The sequence below is a fragment of the Deltaproteobacteria bacterium genome (genome assembly GCA_016183175.1).
Taxonomy (GTDB): Bacteria; UBA10199; UBA10199; order UBA10199; family SBBF01; genus JACPFC01.
Window position 1 is genome coordinate 1 of the sequence record JACPFC010000023.1, and the last position, 15,423, is coordinate 15,423.

A 15,423-nucleotide genomic window follows, 5' to 3' on the forward strand; every position below is an offset into this window, starting at 1 on the left:
TCCACCGCCCGATACGGGGGATGCGCCTTAACAGATGACCGACGCGGGGGTGAAGACCTTCACCGGAAAAGCCGGGGAAATCAGCATCGCCCATTTGAAACGAAGGGATTTCCGGCCCCGGAAGGCTCATCAATCGGCTGTTCCCGGACGGCTGATATTCCCCCGTGCCGACAAAGCCGGTGAGCTTGAACCGCATCTCCATCCACTGCCCGTAGAGGAGATCCCCCGGTTGGGGAAGCTGTTTTTCCTGATAGACGGCATGGCTGGAAAAGGCCCCGCCGGAGAGCGGCGCATTGTCGGCACCGGCCGGGTAACGCTCGAAAAAGGAGGTCTGCGCCGCCAGAAGGCCGTTCGCCCGGATGAGCGCCTGAAGGATCAAGGCATCCAGGGTTTTTCGGGAGACTGAATCCCCCTTGTCGCGAATCAGGCTAAAGGGGGGAACCTGTTTTTTTAGAATTTCCATCGCTACCTCGATCCCCCTCGCTTTTACCGTCGCTTTTAAATCGTCCACCGAGAGGTCCCCCTCAAATTCAATCACCCCCCTGAAGGCATCGAGATCGTCCTCGCCGGCAATGGCATATTCATAAAGGTTGTCCCGCGAGATAACCCGTTCGGAAACGACGACTTGGGGGGTGAAACGGGTGACCACCTCCGGATTCACCCCGGGTGAGGTGACGAGACGATGGGAGATGTCATGGTCAAAATCGGTGAGCCTGTCGCGCACATCCTCGGCCGAATGGGCCATGAAAGAAAAGGTGGTCCGTTCGGGATTCTGAACAACCCGTGAAAAATGCCCTTTGAGCAACCCCTTGGCCACCCCAAGATAGAGGTCGCCGTGACGACGTTTGGGATCGGAATCCATTTCGTTGATGGTGGTCATGTTGAGGTGGGCCCGGAAAAGATGAACGGGGAGTTCCGATTGCCAGAGGCTGTTTAAAACGGCGTTATAGAGAAGCATCCAGTGGGTGTCGTGTTCGAGCAGAAGATCGCGCTGGTCGATGTAGACTCTTTTGAAAAATATTTCATCGTTGCCGTTGCGAAGGAACTCCCGCGTGCGGTCATCCATTTTTTCCGGTGAAAGGGTCGTGATGGCTCCCAGCAACTGTTCAACCACCAGCATTTCGTCGGTGAAATGGGTTCGAAGTTCGGGGGGAAGCGTCAGATAACGGGCCGCCCCTTCCGGCAGGAGATCCGCGGGGCCGGACGGTGAGGCGCCAGTGACCAGCCAGGCGGCCCCCAGCAACATATCATAGGCCCACATGTCAACCCCATGCTCGTCCGCCACCGCCTCCTCATTGTCCGGGAGGCCGTTTTTGCGCGAGGTGCGTGTGACCGCGTGATCGGCCGCTCCAAACCGGCGCGAGAGGCGCACAAACCAGTTTTCGAACACTTCTCCTCCGGCGGCGGCAACCGACAGAAACACGTGATGGAGAACCCGCCAGTCATCGACGGTTAATTTCTGTGCCTCCGCCGAGCGGTCGTTGAGATCGGGCCAACGGGACAGAGCGTCCGGATCCTCCCCACCGTTTCGAACATAGGCGGCATAGAGGCGGGAAAGTTCTTCTTGAAGGGTTAGGATCATGAATCAGCCCTTTATCGGCAGATTGTTATAAAAGTTGCTAATAATTCAGCGGAAATCGTTAATAATTCTCCAGATTAGTCATCACACTGGCAGGAATTTTTGGCGATCACTTGAACGCCCCGGCGGCCTTTTGCGCCATGTCCAGATACCACATCGGTACCACCCCCAGCACAACCACCCCCACGGCGCAAAAAACAAGGGAGAACATGAGGGGAAAGGGAACCTCTTCCGTCTTCACCGGGCGTCTAAAACCGTTTTTCACCGCGAACGAAAAAATGCCGTATTTTGCCGTGAAGCCGGCGGTCAGAGGGATGCCGAGGAGGGAAATCATGAAAAGCGAAAAGGCCGCCGCAAGAACGGGGCGGGAGGCGCCAAGGCCGGTCAAATCGGAAAACTGCGTCGCCTCCTTTCTCTCTTCCACCATCACCGAAAGGACGGCAAAGGCGCCGAGCGTCATCAGACTGTAGGCCGCCAGATAGAAGAGTACCGCCGAGGAGACCAAAGGGTCGAATTTTCCGCTTTGAAATCCGACAAGGAGCCCCAGTAAAAGATATCCGGCGTGCGAGATGGAGGAATAGGCGAGCATCCTTTTGACATTGTCCTGAACGATGGCGGCCAGATTTCCGACCAGCAGGGTAAGAACGACGCAGACCTCCAATATCCTCGATACAACCTCCATCGGCAGATAATTAAGCGCCGTCAGAACGCGGATGAACAGGGCAAAGGCGGCCACTTTCACCCCTGTCGCCATAAAACCGGTGACCGGCGTCGGCGCCCCCTCGTAGACGTCAGGCGCCCAGAAGTGAAACGGCACAAGCGCCAGCTTGAAAAGAAAGCCGGACAAAATAAGAACCGCCGCGATCCGCGCCAAAAAGACCTGTTCGGGAAAAAGGGCGACCTGCGAGAGTTCGGTTAAGCGAAATGTTTTGGCGGGCCAATAGAGAAGGACGATCCCGTAGAGCAAAAGCGCCGAGGCGACCGAACCCATCACGTAATATTTCATCGCCGCCTCGTTGGACCGCGCGTCTTTGCGATTCGAGCCGACCATCACGTAGACGGCGAGCGACATTGTTTCGAGGCCAATGAAATTGACAATCAGATGATCGGAGGCAAAAAGAAAAATCATCCCGACAACGGCAAAGAGGGTAAGCGTCGCCATTTCGCCAGCCGGGCTCCGGCCGCCAGCGGGGCTCCCGCCGCCGGAATTCTTTTTGAAGAGGCTTAAGTACGACCAGGTATTCAAGAGATGCACAAAGCCGATAAAAAGAACCAGGACGACAAAAAAGAGGGTGACCCGGTCGCGGACAAAGAGATCCTGGGTGACATCCTCGCCGGCAAGCCACTGCCGAAAACCGAACCAGAGCGCCGCGGCCAGGCCCAAAAGAGCGAGGGCAAACACCGCCCCCGCCCCTTTTTTGGGCCAGAGGGCATCAGTTAAGAGACAGACAAGCCCCGCGACGGTCACAATCCAGACAGGGAGACCGGCGTGGAAGAGGGCGATGAGGTATTGAAGATCGATCATAACAACAAATTCCAATTACCAAATTCCAAATCTCAAACAAACACCAAATTCCAATGTTCAAAATTCCAAACGGGCATTTCTTCTTTTTGGATTTTGGAAATTGGAATTTGTTTGGAATTTGGAATTTGGAATTTGGTCATTGCCGTAAATCTCCATCTGTTCCATCAAATCGGCGATCGGCCGCTCCATTTTGCTCAAAAACGGTTTTGGGTAGACCCCCATCCAGACAATCAAAATCAGGATCGGCACAAACAGGCCAACTTCCCGCCAATTGAGATCGGGAATTTGTAGGGGCGAACGGCCGTTCGCCCCTACCGGGATTTTCACCGGACCAAAAAAGACCCGCTCCACGAGCCACAACATATAGATGGCGGAGAGAATCACGCCGGTCGTGCCGATTATTGCGGCCCATCTCTGCGTCTGAAAGGCCCCGGCCAGCGAGAGGAATTCGCCGACAAATCCGTTGGTCAATGGGACACCGATGGAGGAAAGAGTGACGATCACAAAAATCGTCGCATACCACGGAGTCAATTTCGCCAGCCCGCCATGCTCCGCAATCGCGCGCGAATGGGTCCGCTCGTAGATCACGCCGACCAAAAGAAAAAGGGCGCCGGTGGAGACGCCGTGATTGAGCATCTGGTAGAGACCCCCGGCAACGGCCGTCGGCTCGAGGGCAAAAAGGCCGAGCATCACGACGCCGAGATGCGAAACGGACGAATAGGCGATCAATTTTTTGATGTCGGGCTGAACCATCGCCACCAGCGCCCCGTAAACGATGCCGATTACGGCGATAACAATGAGCCAGGGTTGCGCGACTTCGATTGCTTCGGGGAAAAGCGGCATGGCGAAACGGAAAAAACCGTAGGTTCCCATTTTCAAAAGCACCCCCGCCAGAATCACGCTCCCCGCCGTGGGGGCCTCCACATGCGCGTCGGGGAGCCATGTGTGGAAAGGGACCATCGGCACCTTGATGGCAAAGGCCAACGCAAAGGCCAAAAAGACCCAGAGTTGCGCCGTGGGCGCGAGCCTGAACTCGTAGAGATCGAGGAGACTGAAGGTCTGACCAGCCTGGAAATAAAGATACAAAATGGCCACAAGCATCAGAACCGATCCGGCCATGGTGTAGATGAAAAACTTGAGCGCCGCGTAGATTTTTCGCTTTCCACCCAAGATGCCGATCAACAGATACATCGGGATCAGCATCACCTCCCAGAAAACGTAGAGGAGAAAGAGGTCGAGGGCGCAAAAAACGCCGATCATCCCGGTTTCCAGAACCAGCATGGCGATGACAAACTCTTTCACCCGCCCGGTGATGGAACTGAAAGACCCAAGGAGCGCCAGCGGGGTTAAAACGGTGGTGAGAAGGATCAGCAAAAGACTGACGCCGTCGATCCCCATGAAATAGGCGACATTCCAGGCCGGAATCCAGAGGCGGTTTTCCACATATTGAAAACTGCTCAATCCGGCCGGTTGAAAGTGATCATACAGATGAAGGGAAAGAACGAACTCGATAGCGGCGATGCCAAATCCCAGACAATGAAGGAGCCTCTTTTTTTCCCCCGGCACGAAAAGGAGGCCCAGCGCCGCAATGGCGGGAAAGAAGGCGACGATTGTCAGGATGTGATTATTGATAAATTGCATTACACCGCCCAAACCAAAAGCACCACCAGCGCCACCCAAAAATAGAGCAAATAATGCCCCACCAGCCCCGTTTGCACGCGCGAGACCAACCGCGCCGAAAAGGCGGCGGTATCGGTCCAGCCGTGGACCAGGAATCCGTCGATGAGCTTCTCATCGAAACCCTTCCAAAAAAGTTTTTCTGAAATGACGCGAATGGGGCGGACAATCAAAGCGTCATAAATCTCATCCACTTTGAATTTTTGATAAACCAGTTCATAGAGGAAACGGATTCTTCGGGTTAGAACAGCCGGCCAGTCGAGTCTCCGGCTGTAGAGTCCGACCGAAAGGAGCGAAATGACAAGCGCCCAGACGGTGGAAAGTCCCATCAAGCCAAGTTCCAATGCCGGATTCCCTTCGTGACCAGCTGAAACCGGCAATATGCCAGACAACCAGTGATGAAACCGGTTGCCTCCTCCGAGCACTTCCGGCACTCCCAAAAATCCGCCGACAGCCGCCAGACCTGCGAGGATGATGAGCGGGATTGTCATCACGCGCGGCGATTCGTGGATGTGATCGGGGTGCGGATGGCGCGTTTTTCCGAGAAAGGTGTAAACAAAGAGACGAAACATATAAAAGGCGGTGATCCCTGCAGTAAACAAAGCGACTCCATAGAATGGCCAAGAGCCATACAAAAGAGTGTTCCACAGGATTTCGTCCTTGCTGAAAAATCCGGCCAGCGGCGGGATTCCGGCAATCGCCAGCGTGGCGACAAGAAAGGTGACGCCCGTCACCGGCATTTTTTTGAAAAGCCCACCCATGTTCCGGATGTCCTGGTCATGGCAGGCATGGATGACGCTCCCCGAACTTAAGAAAAGGCAGGCCTTGAAGAAGGCATGCGTGACGAGATGGAAAATGGCGGCGCTGTAAGCCCCGACACCCAAGGCCAAAAACATAGTGCCGAGTTGAGACACCGTCGAATAGGCTAGCACCTTTTTGATGTCGAACTGGGTCAAGCCGATCAAGGCCGCCATGAGCGCCGTGGCCAGCCCGATGCAGGCGATGACATGAAGGGTGAACGGCGCCAGCGCGAACAGGAATCCGAGCCGCGCCACCATGTAGATGCCGGCCGTCACCATCGTGGCGGCGTGGATGAGAGCGGAGACCGGCGTGGGGCCCGCCATCGCGTCGGGGAGCCAGACATAGAGGGGGATCTGCGCCGATTTTCCGGTGGCGCCGATGAAGAGACAGAGAGTAATCGTAGTCGCCAGTGGCGCGAGCCACTCCTTGTTGGCTGTTAGAAAAGAATAGCTGAAGATCCCTTCGCCCGATTGTCCCTGCGATTGAAAGGCAAAGAGAATGAGAAAGAGGCCGATCAAAAATCCAAAATCGCCGATCCGGTTGACGACAAACGCCTTCTTTCCGCAGGTGGCCTTTTCGGGGTCGGTAAACCAGAAGCCGATGAGGAGATACGAACAGAGCCCCACCCCTTCCCATCCGACAAAGAGGACAAGGAGGTTGTCCCCCATCACCAAAAGGAGCATGAAAAAGAGAAAGAGGTTCAGATACGAAAAATAGCGCGCGAATCCCTCGTCCTTGTGCATGTACCCGACCGAATAGACATGGATGATCGAGCCGACACCGGTGACAACCAGAATCATCACGGCCGAGAGGGGATCGACAAGAAAGGCAAAATCGACGCTGAAAAGCGGCGTGGAAAGCCAGGTAAAAAGCGATCCGGAGGAAAGAGAAGCCCCCTCTTCCATCTCCCTTAAGTCAAAAAAGGCCCACGCGGAAAGGACAAACGAGGCGATCGGGAGCGCACAACCGATGATGGAGGGGACAATCTCGCTGACCCTTCGACCTTGCTCAGGGTAAACCGGTTTCCGTCGCCGCGCCCATGCCAAGGCGATCATCGAGTTGATCAGGAAGCCGACGAGCGGCAAGGCCGGAATCAGACTGATAAGTTTTGTTGGAATATTTACCATACACCATTCACCTTTCACGCTCCACGCTCCACGATCCACGATCCACGATTCACCACAATCACCCCTCCATAATCCTCCAATCGGTCGTTTTGATCGTCCGCCGGTTTTTAAACAGCGTAACCACAATGGCGAGTCCGATGGCCGCCTCGCCTGCCGCAATCGTCATGACAAAAAAGGCGACCACATGCCCGTCCATTTTTCCCAGATAGCGCGAAATGGCGATCAAAAGGAGATTGATCGCATTCATCAAGACCTCGAGGCTCATCAGGACAATGAGCAGATTCTTGCGGATCACCACGCCCAAAAGGCCGAGGGTAAAGAGAATTGCGGATAAGACAAGATAGTGGTGAATGGTAATCATTCTTCTTTCTTCCCCAACACCATCGCTCCGATAATCGCCGTCAGCAAAAGGATGGAGGTCAATTCAAACGGAATGAGATATTTTAAAAACATGAGCCGCCCCACCGGCCCCACCTCGCCGAACCCCTCCTCCACCGGCGCAAAAGGGTCTGCCGGGATTTTCAGAAAATTCAGCGACAGAAAACCGGCAAAAAAAAGGGCAATCAAAACCACGGCGATCTTTTTCCAGGTGACCCGGTCGTCGATCAGTTCCTCTTTCCGGATGTTCATCAGCATAATGACAAACGTGAAGAGGACCATGATCGCCCCGGCGTAAACCAGCACCTGCAGAACCGCCACGAACGGCGCGGAAAGGAGGACAAAAAGGGCGGCCAGGCCGAAAAAGGCCCCCACCAGATACATGGCGCTCGCCACCGGGTTGGTCTGGAAGATCATGAGGAGAACCATGATCACGGAGAGACCGCCGAAAAGGTAAAAAAGAATTGTATCAGCCATAGCGCACCAATAGATAAATTGCCGTCACCGCCACATTGGCGAGCGCCAGCGGGATCATCACCTTCCACCCGAGCCGCATCAGCTGGTCGTAGCGGAACCGGGGGAGCGTCCAGCGAATCCAGATGAAGACCCAGCAGAAAAAGAGGATCTTCAACATGAAAACCCCAAACTGGCAAACGGCGGCGAATATTTGTTGTCCGGCAGAGGACAATTCAAAAGAACCGTGAAGAAGGGTAAACAGCGAAAGGGCCAGGCCGAAAACGGTCAGCGGCAGGCCGAAAACCAGAACCTCGTAGTCCCGGCGATCGCCGTATTTTCCGGCCTTGAACTTTTTCAACAGAAAAAAACCGATGAGCATGAAGAGAACGCCGTGCGCCAGCAAAAGAACAAACAGCCCCGTCTCGGCGTTGGCCCGCAAGAATCCGGTGGACATGAACGGGACCTGCCAGCCGCCGAAAAAAAGAACGGCGATCAGCGCCGAATTGACGATCATGTGGGCGTATTCCGCCATGAAAAACATGGCGAACTTCATCGAGCTGTATTCCACGTGATAACCGGCCACCAGCTCCGACTCCCCTTCGGGGAGATCGAAGGGGATGCGGTTGTTTTCGGCGAAAAGGGCCGTGATGAAAAGAACGCCTGCCAGCGGCTGGCGGATGAAATTCCATTTCCAGACCGCCTCCGTCTGATTTTCGACAAGGGCGGAAAGGGTCAGCGAGCCCCCCAAAAGGAGAACGCTCAAAAGAATGAGCCCCACCGCAATTTCATACGAAAACATCTGGGCGGAGGAGCGCAGGCCCCCGAGGAGGGAATATTTGTTGTTGGAAGACCACCCCGCCAAAAGAACCCCAAAAACCCCCAGTGACGACATCGCCAGTATATAAAGGATGCCGACATTCACATCGGCTGACTGCAGGACGAAGGCCTTTCCGCCGATTTCAAGCGGATGGGCGAACGGGATCACGGCGTAGGTAACGCAGGCGACAAAGAGCGACAAAAACGGGGCCAGAATAAAGAAGGGTTTGTTGACATGGGCCGGGATGATGTCTTCCTTGGTAAGCAGTTTGATGACATCCGCGATGGTGTGGAGGAGGCCTCCCAGGCGGACCCCCATGATGCCGGCCCGGTTGGGGCCTCTCCGGTCCTGAATATAGGCCGATCCCTTTCTTTCCGCCCAGATAAGGAGAGGGAGGATATTAAAGATGATGAGAAAGGGAATAAGAATTTTGAGTATCAACACGAGCATGAGATTGTAATCTTTCCGTTAATTCCGCCAGCGTTTCCGTGACGAGCAGTACCTCCCCCCGCGGCGAATAAGCTTTTGTGATTTTTTGCGTCAGACCCTGCACGTTGGTGAAGTGGCCTTCCTGTTCCGCATATGTGGGAATCGGGAGGACGACCATGGCTGAATGGGTTACAGGCCCCTCGTTGGCGGCCCAGACGCACAAGATCGGAACCCTTTTTTCAATCGTTATTTTAAGGTCGGCCTCATTCAAGCCGTTCAGGACCAACAGCCCCTTTAATGTTTTAAGCTCCGAGAGAGGCTTGAAGCCCAGTTTATCGACAAAGGCCTGGTTGGGATTTTTGTCGGCGGTGATGAGGATGTCGTCATGATACGGATTTTCCACCTCGCGACGGCTGGTATAAAGAAAACGGGTCTTCAGGACATTTCTGGCGAAATCATAAAAGGCCTTTAATGTCTCGCCCGTTTCCTGCGCATGGGCCACAACGCCGATTTCGTCCGGCGGGAGCTGTTCGATCATTTCGGCCAGACGATCGAGCGCCTCCTCATGGCCGACAAGACGGGAAATATTCCGTTCGAGGATCCGCGGGCGAAGAATACGATTTTCGTTGATGAACTTGTATCCGTAGCGCCCCTCGTCGCAGATCCAGTATTTGTTGACCTCGGGGTTGTACCGCGGAAGGATGCGGTAGACTTTACCTTCCTCATGATGAATTTCGATGTTACACCCGCGCGAACAGCCGGGACAGATCGAGGGGGTCCGGGACAAAAACCAGACCCGTTTCTTGAAGCGGAAATCCTTGTTGGTCAGCGCCCCCACCGGGCAGACATCAATCGTATTTCCGGCATAGGGATTAGAGAGTTTTTTTCCGGGAAAGACGGTGATGACCGTACGGTCTCCCCGGTTGGCCAGCGTCAGCTCATCCGTCCCCGCCACCTCCTGACAGACGCGGATGCACCGGGTGCAGGCGATGCACCGCTCACAATCGAGCATCACATTCGCGCCGAGATCGATCATTTTTTCCTTGTGGACTTTTTCCTCGGCGAAGCGGGAGGGGACTTCGTCGTAGCTCATGTAGTAGTCCTGCAGGCGGCACTCGCCGGCCTGATCGCAGGTGGGGCAGTCGAGCGGATGATTGATGAGCAAAAATTCCATCACCGACTTGCGGATTTTGACGATCTCCTCCGTGCAGGTCGCAACCTTCATCCCTTCGGATACCGGCTGAACGCAACTGGCCACCGGTTTGGGCATCTTTTCCACCTGCACGAGGCACATCCGGCAGTTTCCCACGGCGCTTAAGCCCGGGTGCCAGCAATAGTGGGGAATGGTGATGCCGGCCTTAAGCGCCGCCGCGAGAATACTTGTCCCACCGGGAACCGTAACTTGCTTGTCGTCGATTTTAAGGGTAACGTCTGTCATATTATGATCGTAGGGGCGTCATTCATGACGCCCTCAATTGCGGGCGCAATAAATTGCGCCCCTACAAAACCCTCATTTGCGGCGATGCCGCCCTTCCCTTAAAATGCTCCGCAAAATCCTCCGGAAATTTTTTGAGATAGCTTAAAACCGGCATCGCGAGGGCATCAGCCAGGACGCAGATGGTCTTTCCCATCATGTTGTTCGAGATATCCATGAGGAGGCTCATGTCTTTTTCGCCCCCCCCTTCGCTCAAGAAACGGGCGAGAATTTTTTCCACCCACCCCGTCCCCTCCCGGCAGGGGGTGCACTGCCCGCAAGATTCATGGGCGTAAAACCGGGCCAGATTGCGAAGGGCCCAGACCATGTTGACCCCTTCACTGATGACAATCACCCCGCCGGAGCCGAGCATGGAGCCATGCTCTGCCACCGATTCGTAGTCGAGTTTGACTGTCTCCACGTCCTGCGCGTTCAATACGGGAACCGACGAGCCGCCGGGGATCACCGCCTTCAGCCTCTTTCCGCCGCGAATGCCGCCGCAATCGTTATAAACAAGATCCTTCAACGGATAGCCGAGCGGTTTTTCATAAGTCCCCGGCCGGTTGATGTGGCCGGAGACGGAAAAGAGTTTTGTCCCCGCCGATTTTTCCGTTCCGAACTGACGGTAGGCGGCCGCGCCATGCTGAATGATGAACGGAAGCGCCGAGAGCGTTTCCACATTGTTGACCACGGTGGGGCATCCGAAAAGGCCAACCACCGCAGGAAACGGCGGCTTGATGCGGGGCTGCCCCTTTTTCCCCTCGAGCGATTCCAAAAGCGCCGTCTCCTCGCCGCAGATGTAGGCCCCCGCGCCGCGATGGATGGTCACTTCGAGGTCATGGCCCGAACCGAAAATATTTTTTCCCAGATACCCCTTGTCGTACGCCTCCGCCACGGCGTCACGAATCCGCCGATAGGAGAGATCGAATTCGCCGCGGATATAAATGTAAGAAGTTCGGCACCGGATGGCACAGGCGGCGATGATAAGCCCTTCGATGAGCTGATGCGGATCTTCTTCCAGAAGAAGGCGATCCTTGAATGTCCCCGGCTCCGACTCGTCGGCGTTGACGCAGAGGTAGGTCGGTTTGCCCGTATTCTGCGGCACAAAGCTCCACTTGAGCCCCGCCGAAAAACCGGCCCCCCCGCGGCCGCGCAGGCCGGAGTTTTTTACCTCTTCGATCACTTGAACCGGTTCCATTGAAAAAAGTTTTTTGACCGACTGGTACCCCCCCGTTTTCTCGTACACCTGCAGGGTGTATGATTCGGAAATGCCGATGCGGTTTGTCAAAACCAAGGACATATTTGAATCTCGTGCTAAATCCCCCCAACCCCCCTTTGACAAAGGGGGGCGAGGGGGGATTTATTCATTTCAATCCCGCCAAAATCTCATCGATCTTTTTCGGATCGAGATTCTCATAATACTTCTCATTTACCATCATCGCCGGGCCGGTGCCGCAGGAGGCAAGGCACTCCACCGTGCAGAGGGAAAACCGGCCGTCGGGGGTCGTTTCATTTTCCGCGATCCCGATTTTTTTCTTCAGATGTTCGAGCAGGCTTTCGGCGCCGACCAGCGCGCAGGAGAGGGTCCTGCAGACCTGGAGATGATATTTTCCCCCCGGTTTTTGCCGGAACATCGTGTAAAAGGTGACAACCCCATAGACATGCGCCGGCGAGACATCCAGAAGCCCCGCCACATACTCCATCGTCTCCCGTGAAATATGCCCGAATTGCTCCTGCGCCAGCCAAAGCGTCGGCAAAAGCGCCGCCTGTTTGGTCGGATAATGGCTTAAGATCTCCTCAAGCCTTTTTTTGTTCTCGGCTGAGAATTCCACAATTTTCACTGTGCCTGCGTGCCCGGGTGCCTGGGTCCCCGTGTTCACGCGGGCACTCAGGCACCCAGGCACCTAGGCAACTCTTCACCGATCCAGCTCCCCCGCCACAATGTTCAGGCTACCGATAATTGCAATCGCATCGGCGATCAGATGCCCCTCGATGATTTTCTCGTACGCCGCAAAAAGGGGAAAACAGGGGGGACGGCATTTGATCCGCCATGGGCGCATCGAGCCGTCGCTGATAATGTAAAAACCCAGCTCCCCGTTGGCCGCCTCGGTGGCGCTGTACACCTCCCCCTTTGGCGGCAGAATCCCGTGCATGATCAGCTTGAAGTGGTTCATCAATCCCTCGATCGATCCGTACACCTCCTCCTTGGGGGGGAGGGCCACGCGGGCGTCATTGGTCATCACCGGCCCCTTGGGCATTTTTTCCAGCGCCTGATGAATAATCCGAATGCTCTGATGAATCTCTTCCATCCGGACCATCGTGCGGTCGTAGGTGTCGCCGTTTTCGGCCACCGGGATGTCGAAATCGAACTCGTCATAACGATAGTAGGGTTCGGCCTTGCGCAGATCGTGAGCCACGCCGGAGGCGCGCAGGCAGGGCCCGGTAAAACCCCATGAAAGGGCCTGTTCTTTGGTCACGACACCGACATCCACCGTCCGGTCGCAGAAAATCCGGTTGTTGGCGACAAGCCCCATCACATCCTTCACCCCTTTTTCCACTTCTTTAAGGACCGTTTTGATATCGGCCGAAAAATCCGGGTAGATGTCGCGGGCCAGGCCGCCGATGCGCGTATAGGCGTAGGTGAGCCGGGCGCCGGTGACCTTTTCGATCACGGTGTAGATTTTTTCGCGGACGTTGAAGAAAAACCAGAAATTGGTGAGCGCTCCGATATCCACCAGGTTCGTGCCGACGCAGACCAGATGGTCCATGATCCGGGAGAGCTCGCACATGATGACGCGGATGTATAAGGCCCGGTCGGGGATTTCGAGGTTTAAGAGTTTTTCCACCGCCCGGCAGTAACCGACATTGTTCATGAGGGCCGAGACATAGTTGAGGCGATCGGTGTAGGGGATGATCTGCTGATAGGTTGAATGTTCGGAATGTTTTTCGAAACAGCGGTGGAGATAGCCGATCTCGCTGGCGGCGCGGATGATCCGCTCCCCGTCAAGCTCGACCTGCGTCCGGAGCGCCCCGTGCATGGCGGGATGCGACGGGCCGATGTTAAGCGTCATCGTTTCGGTTTCGAGTTCTTTTTGAACCAACGGCATATTTTATAACAAATTCCCCAACGTCGGGATCGGCTGGCGTTTGCCGATCGGATAATCCTTTCGGAGCGGATGCCCTTCAAAGCCCTCCCACATCAGCAGTCTTTTCAGATTCGGATGCCCTTCAAACCGGATGCCGAACATGTCGAAGGCCTCGCGCTCAAACCAGTCGGCGATGGGATAAACGGATACAGCCGAAGGGAGCTCCGGATTTTCCCCGGACACCTTGACACGGAGGCGGATCCTCTTTTTTTGCGAAAGGGAATATAAATGATAGACCACTTCGAACCTCGGCTCACTTCCGAGATAATCGACGCCGCAGAGATCGAGGAACAGATCGAAGGGGCATTCCGGAAGTTCCTTGAGAAATTTGAGGACCCCGATGATTTTTTTTGCGTCGACCGAAAAGACTTCCGGACCATCGGTTGAGTTAATCGATTCCACCGCCCCGCTGAATTCTTTTTTTAATGTCTCGATGATATTCATCATTCATAAAATCCCCCCTTGCCCCCCTTTAGCAAAGGGGGGTTGGGGGGATTTAATCCAATCGGCAACTCGGATCGATTTTTTTCTGGATTTTCACGACCGCATCCAGAATCTGTTCCGGCCTTGGAGGGCATCCGGGCACATAGACATCCACGGGGATCACCTCGTCGATCCCCTGCACGACGCTGTAGTTGTCGTAAAACCCGCCGGAGGAGGCGCAGGCCCCCACCGCCACCACCCATTTCGGTTCGCACATCTGGTCGTAGATTTTTTTCAAAATGGGGGCCTGTTTGTAGTTGATGGTCCCCATCACCAGCAGGAGATCGGACTGGCGCGGCGAAAAGCGGACCACCTCGGCGCCGAAACGGGAGATATCGAACTGCGCCGACACCGCCCCCATGAATTCGATGGCGCAACAGGCGGTGCCGAACGGCATCGGCCAGAGGGCATACTTGCGTCCCCAGTTCACGACATCCCGGATGCGCGTGGTCAAAACCGTGTCGCCGAAGAATTTGCGAAGATCCATCATTTCCACTCCAAGCCCCCCTTCCGCCAGACATAGAGGAGGCCGATCGCCAAGATCGCCATAAAGATACCCATTTCAATCAGCATAAACAAGCCCATCCCCTCCGCGATAAAACCCTTGTAGAGCACCGCCCAGGGGATCAAAAAAACCACCTCGATGTCGAAGAGGATGAACAGCATGGCGACGAGAAAAAATTTTACCGAAAACCGCTCGCGGGCATCGCCGACCGGTTCGAGACCGCATTCATAGACCGAAAGTTTGGAGGGGTTTGGTTTTTTGGGGCCTAAAATTGCCGATAAACCAAGAAACGCCCCGGCAAAAAGCGCGGCCATGATGAAAACCAGCAAAATGGGTAGGAAGGGATGATCCATAATATCGGGGGCTTTGCCGCTGGCGCCCCCGTACCCCCAAGTTCGCTCGCGCGGAATAAATCCGACGCTCGCTCACACTAAAATGTCAGACATGTAGGGAATTTGACGGGGGATGTCAATGAGTTAACGATTTTCGGCCATATGATTTAGCTCATCTCCACCGACACCAGCTGCGAGGCGCCCGGTTCCTGCATGGTGACGCCGTAGAGGACGTCGGTCATCTGCATGGTCTTTTTGTTGTGGGTGATGACGATGAACTGCGTTCTGGCGGTCATGTCGCGGATCAAATCGTTGTAGCGCTCCACATTGGCGTCGTCCAGCGGGGCATCGACTTCATCGAGGATGCAGAAGGGGGATGGCTTGAACTGGAAGATGGAAAAAATAAGGCTCACCGCCGTGAGCGCCTTTTCGCCTCCGGAGAGGAGGCCCACCGACTGGAGCTTTTTGCCCGGGGGCTGGGCCACGATCTCCACGCCGGTCTCCAGCAGATTGTTTTCGTCGGTGAGCAGAAGCTTTGCCTTGCCGCCGTTGAACAGCCTGGGAAAGAGGGCCTCGAACTTTTCGTTTACCCTGTTGAAGGTCTCGAGAAACCGCTCCCGCGTCGTCCGGTTGACCTTCTGGATCAGCCGCTCGAGCCGGTCGACCGAGGCCTCAAGGTCGCCCCTCTGCCCGC

The 15,423-nt window shown here is 55.3% G+C and carries 13 protein-coding genes and 1 pseudogene; all 14 read right to left on the reverse strand.

Features of this window, described 5'->3' with window-relative positions:
• A partial coding sequence (locus tag HYU99_02680; protein MBI2339261.1) for a hypothetical protein occupies positions 1-1,582 on the reverse strand: 1,582 nt, incomplete at its 3' end.
• 106 nt (positions 1,583-1,688) lie between these two features.
• Positions 1,689-3,104: an NADH-quinone oxidoreductase subunit N gene (locus HYU99_02685; protein ID MBI2339262.1), complete on the reverse strand. Its 1,416-nt coding sequence runs from the start codon at positions 3,102-3,104 to the stop codon at positions 1,689-1,691.
• Positions 3,105-3,161: 57 nt separating this feature from the next.
• On the reverse strand, positions 3,162-4,745 hold the full coding sequence (locus HYU99_02690; GenBank protein ID MBI2339263.1) for an NADH-quinone oxidoreductase subunit M: 1,584 nt from the start codon (positions 4,743-4,745) through the stop codon (positions 3,162-3,164).
• Complete coding sequence (gene nuoL / locus HYU99_02695; protein MBI2339264.1) at positions 4,745-6,709, reverse strand: NADH-quinone oxidoreductase subunit L; 1,965 nt, start codon at positions 6,707-6,709, stop codon at positions 4,745-4,747. The genes HYU99_02690 and nuoL overlap by 1 nt, the downstream gene beginning before the upstream one ends.
• A gap of 58 nt (positions 6,710-6,767) precedes the next feature.
• Positions 6,768-7,070 (reverse strand): NADH-quinone oxidoreductase subunit NuoK, encoded by a 303-nt coding sequence (gene nuoK / locus HYU99_02700; GenBank protein MBI2339265.1) that lies wholly within the window; start codon positions 7,068-7,070, stop codon positions 6,768-6,770.
• Positions 7,067-7,564 (reverse strand): NADH-quinone oxidoreductase subunit J, encoded by a 498-nt coding sequence (locus HYU99_02705; GenBank protein ID MBI2339266.1) that lies wholly within the window; start codon positions 7,562-7,564, stop codon positions 7,067-7,069. Before HYU99_02705 ends, nuoK begins: the two co-directional genes overlap by 4 nt.
• Positions 7,557-8,810, reverse strand: coding sequence for an NADH-quinone oxidoreductase subunit H (locus tag HYU99_02710; protein MBI2339267.1), 1,254 nt, complete (start codon positions 8,808-8,810; stop codon positions 7,557-7,559). Before HYU99_02710 ends, HYU99_02705 begins: the two co-directional genes overlap by 8 nt.
• Complete coding sequence (locus HYU99_02715) at positions 8,761-10,227, reverse strand: (2Fe-2S)-binding protein (GenBank protein MBI2339268.1); 1,467 nt, start codon at positions 10,225-10,227, stop codon at positions 8,761-8,763. The genes HYU99_02710 and HYU99_02715 overlap by 50 nt, the downstream gene beginning before the upstream one ends.
• A gap of 61 nt (positions 10,228-10,288) precedes the next feature.
• The gene (gene nuoF, locus HYU99_02720) at positions 10,289-11,563 is read right to left on the reverse strand and encodes an NADH-quinone oxidoreductase subunit NuoF (protein ID MBI2339269.1); all 1,275 of its coding nucleotides are present in this window, start codon (positions 11,561-11,563) and stop codon (positions 10,289-10,291) included.
• A gap of 64 nt (positions 11,564-11,627) precedes the next feature.
• A complete protein-coding gene (nuoE, locus tag HYU99_02725; GenBank protein MBI2339270.1) occupies positions 11,628-12,104 on the reverse strand; it encodes an NADH-quinone oxidoreductase subunit NuoE in 477 nt (158 codons plus the stop codon).
• Between the two features lie 75 nt (positions 12,105-12,179).
• Positions 12,180-13,853: pseudogene (locus HYU99_02730) on the reverse strand (NADH-quinone oxidoreductase subunit D).
• A 52-nt stretch (positions 13,854-13,905) separates the two neighbouring features.
• Positions 13,906-14,379: an NADH-quinone oxidoreductase subunit B gene (locus HYU99_02735; GenBank protein MBI2339271.1), complete on the reverse strand. Its 474-nt coding sequence runs from the start codon at positions 14,377-14,379 to the stop codon at positions 13,906-13,908.
• Positions 14,379-14,750, reverse strand: a complete 372-nt coding sequence (locus tag HYU99_02740) for an NADH-quinone oxidoreductase subunit A (GenBank protein MBI2339272.1) — start codon at positions 14,748-14,750, stop codon at positions 14,379-14,381. The genes HYU99_02735 and HYU99_02740 overlap by 1 nt, the downstream gene beginning before the upstream one ends.
• 146 nt (positions 14,751-14,896) lie before the next feature.
• On the reverse strand, positions 14,897-15,423 hold a 527-nt coding region (locus HYU99_02745; GenBank protein MBI2339273.1), incomplete at its 5' end, for a chromosome segregation protein SMC.

Excerpts from the sequence above, each read along its gene's own strand:
- nuoL (MBI2339264.1), bottom strand. The coding sequence starts at position 6,709 with ATGGTAAATATTCCAACAAAACTTATCAGTCTGATTCCGGCCTTGCCG.
- HYU99_02710 (MBI2339267.1), bottom strand. The coding sequence starts at position 8,810 with ATGCTCGTGTTGATACTCAAAATTCTTATTCCCTTTCTCATCATCTTT.
- HYU99_02735 (MBI2339271.1), bottom strand. The coding sequence starts at position 14,379 with ATGGATCTTCGCAAATTCTTCGGCGACACGGTTTTGACCACGCGCATC.
- HYU99_02715 (MBI2339268.1), bottom strand. The coding sequence starts at position 10,227 with ATGACAGACGTTACCCTTAAAATCGACGACAAGCAAGTTACGGTTCCC.
- HYU99_02690 (MBI2339263.1), bottom strand. The coding sequence starts at position 4,745 with ATGCAATTTATCAATAATCACATCCTGACAATCGTCGCCTTCTTTCCC.
- HYU99_02685 (MBI2339262.1), bottom strand. The coding sequence starts at position 3,104 with ATGATCGATCTTCAATACCTCATCGCCCTCTTCCACGCCGGTCTCCCT.
- nuoF (MBI2339269.1), bottom strand. The coding sequence starts at position 11,563 with ATGTCCTTGGTTTTGACAAACCGCATCGGCATTTCCGAATCATACACC.
- nuoK (MBI2339265.1), bottom strand. The coding sequence starts at position 7,070 with ATGATTACCATTCACCACTATCTTGTCTTATCCGCAATTCTCTTTACC.
- HYU99_02740 (MBI2339272.1), bottom strand. The coding sequence starts at position 14,750 with ATGGATCATCCCTTCCTACCCATTTTGCTGGTTTTCATCATGGCCGCG.
- HYU99_02705 (MBI2339266.1), bottom strand. The coding sequence starts at position 7,564 with ATGGCTGATACAATTCTTTTTTACCTTTTCGGCGGTCTCTCCGTGATC.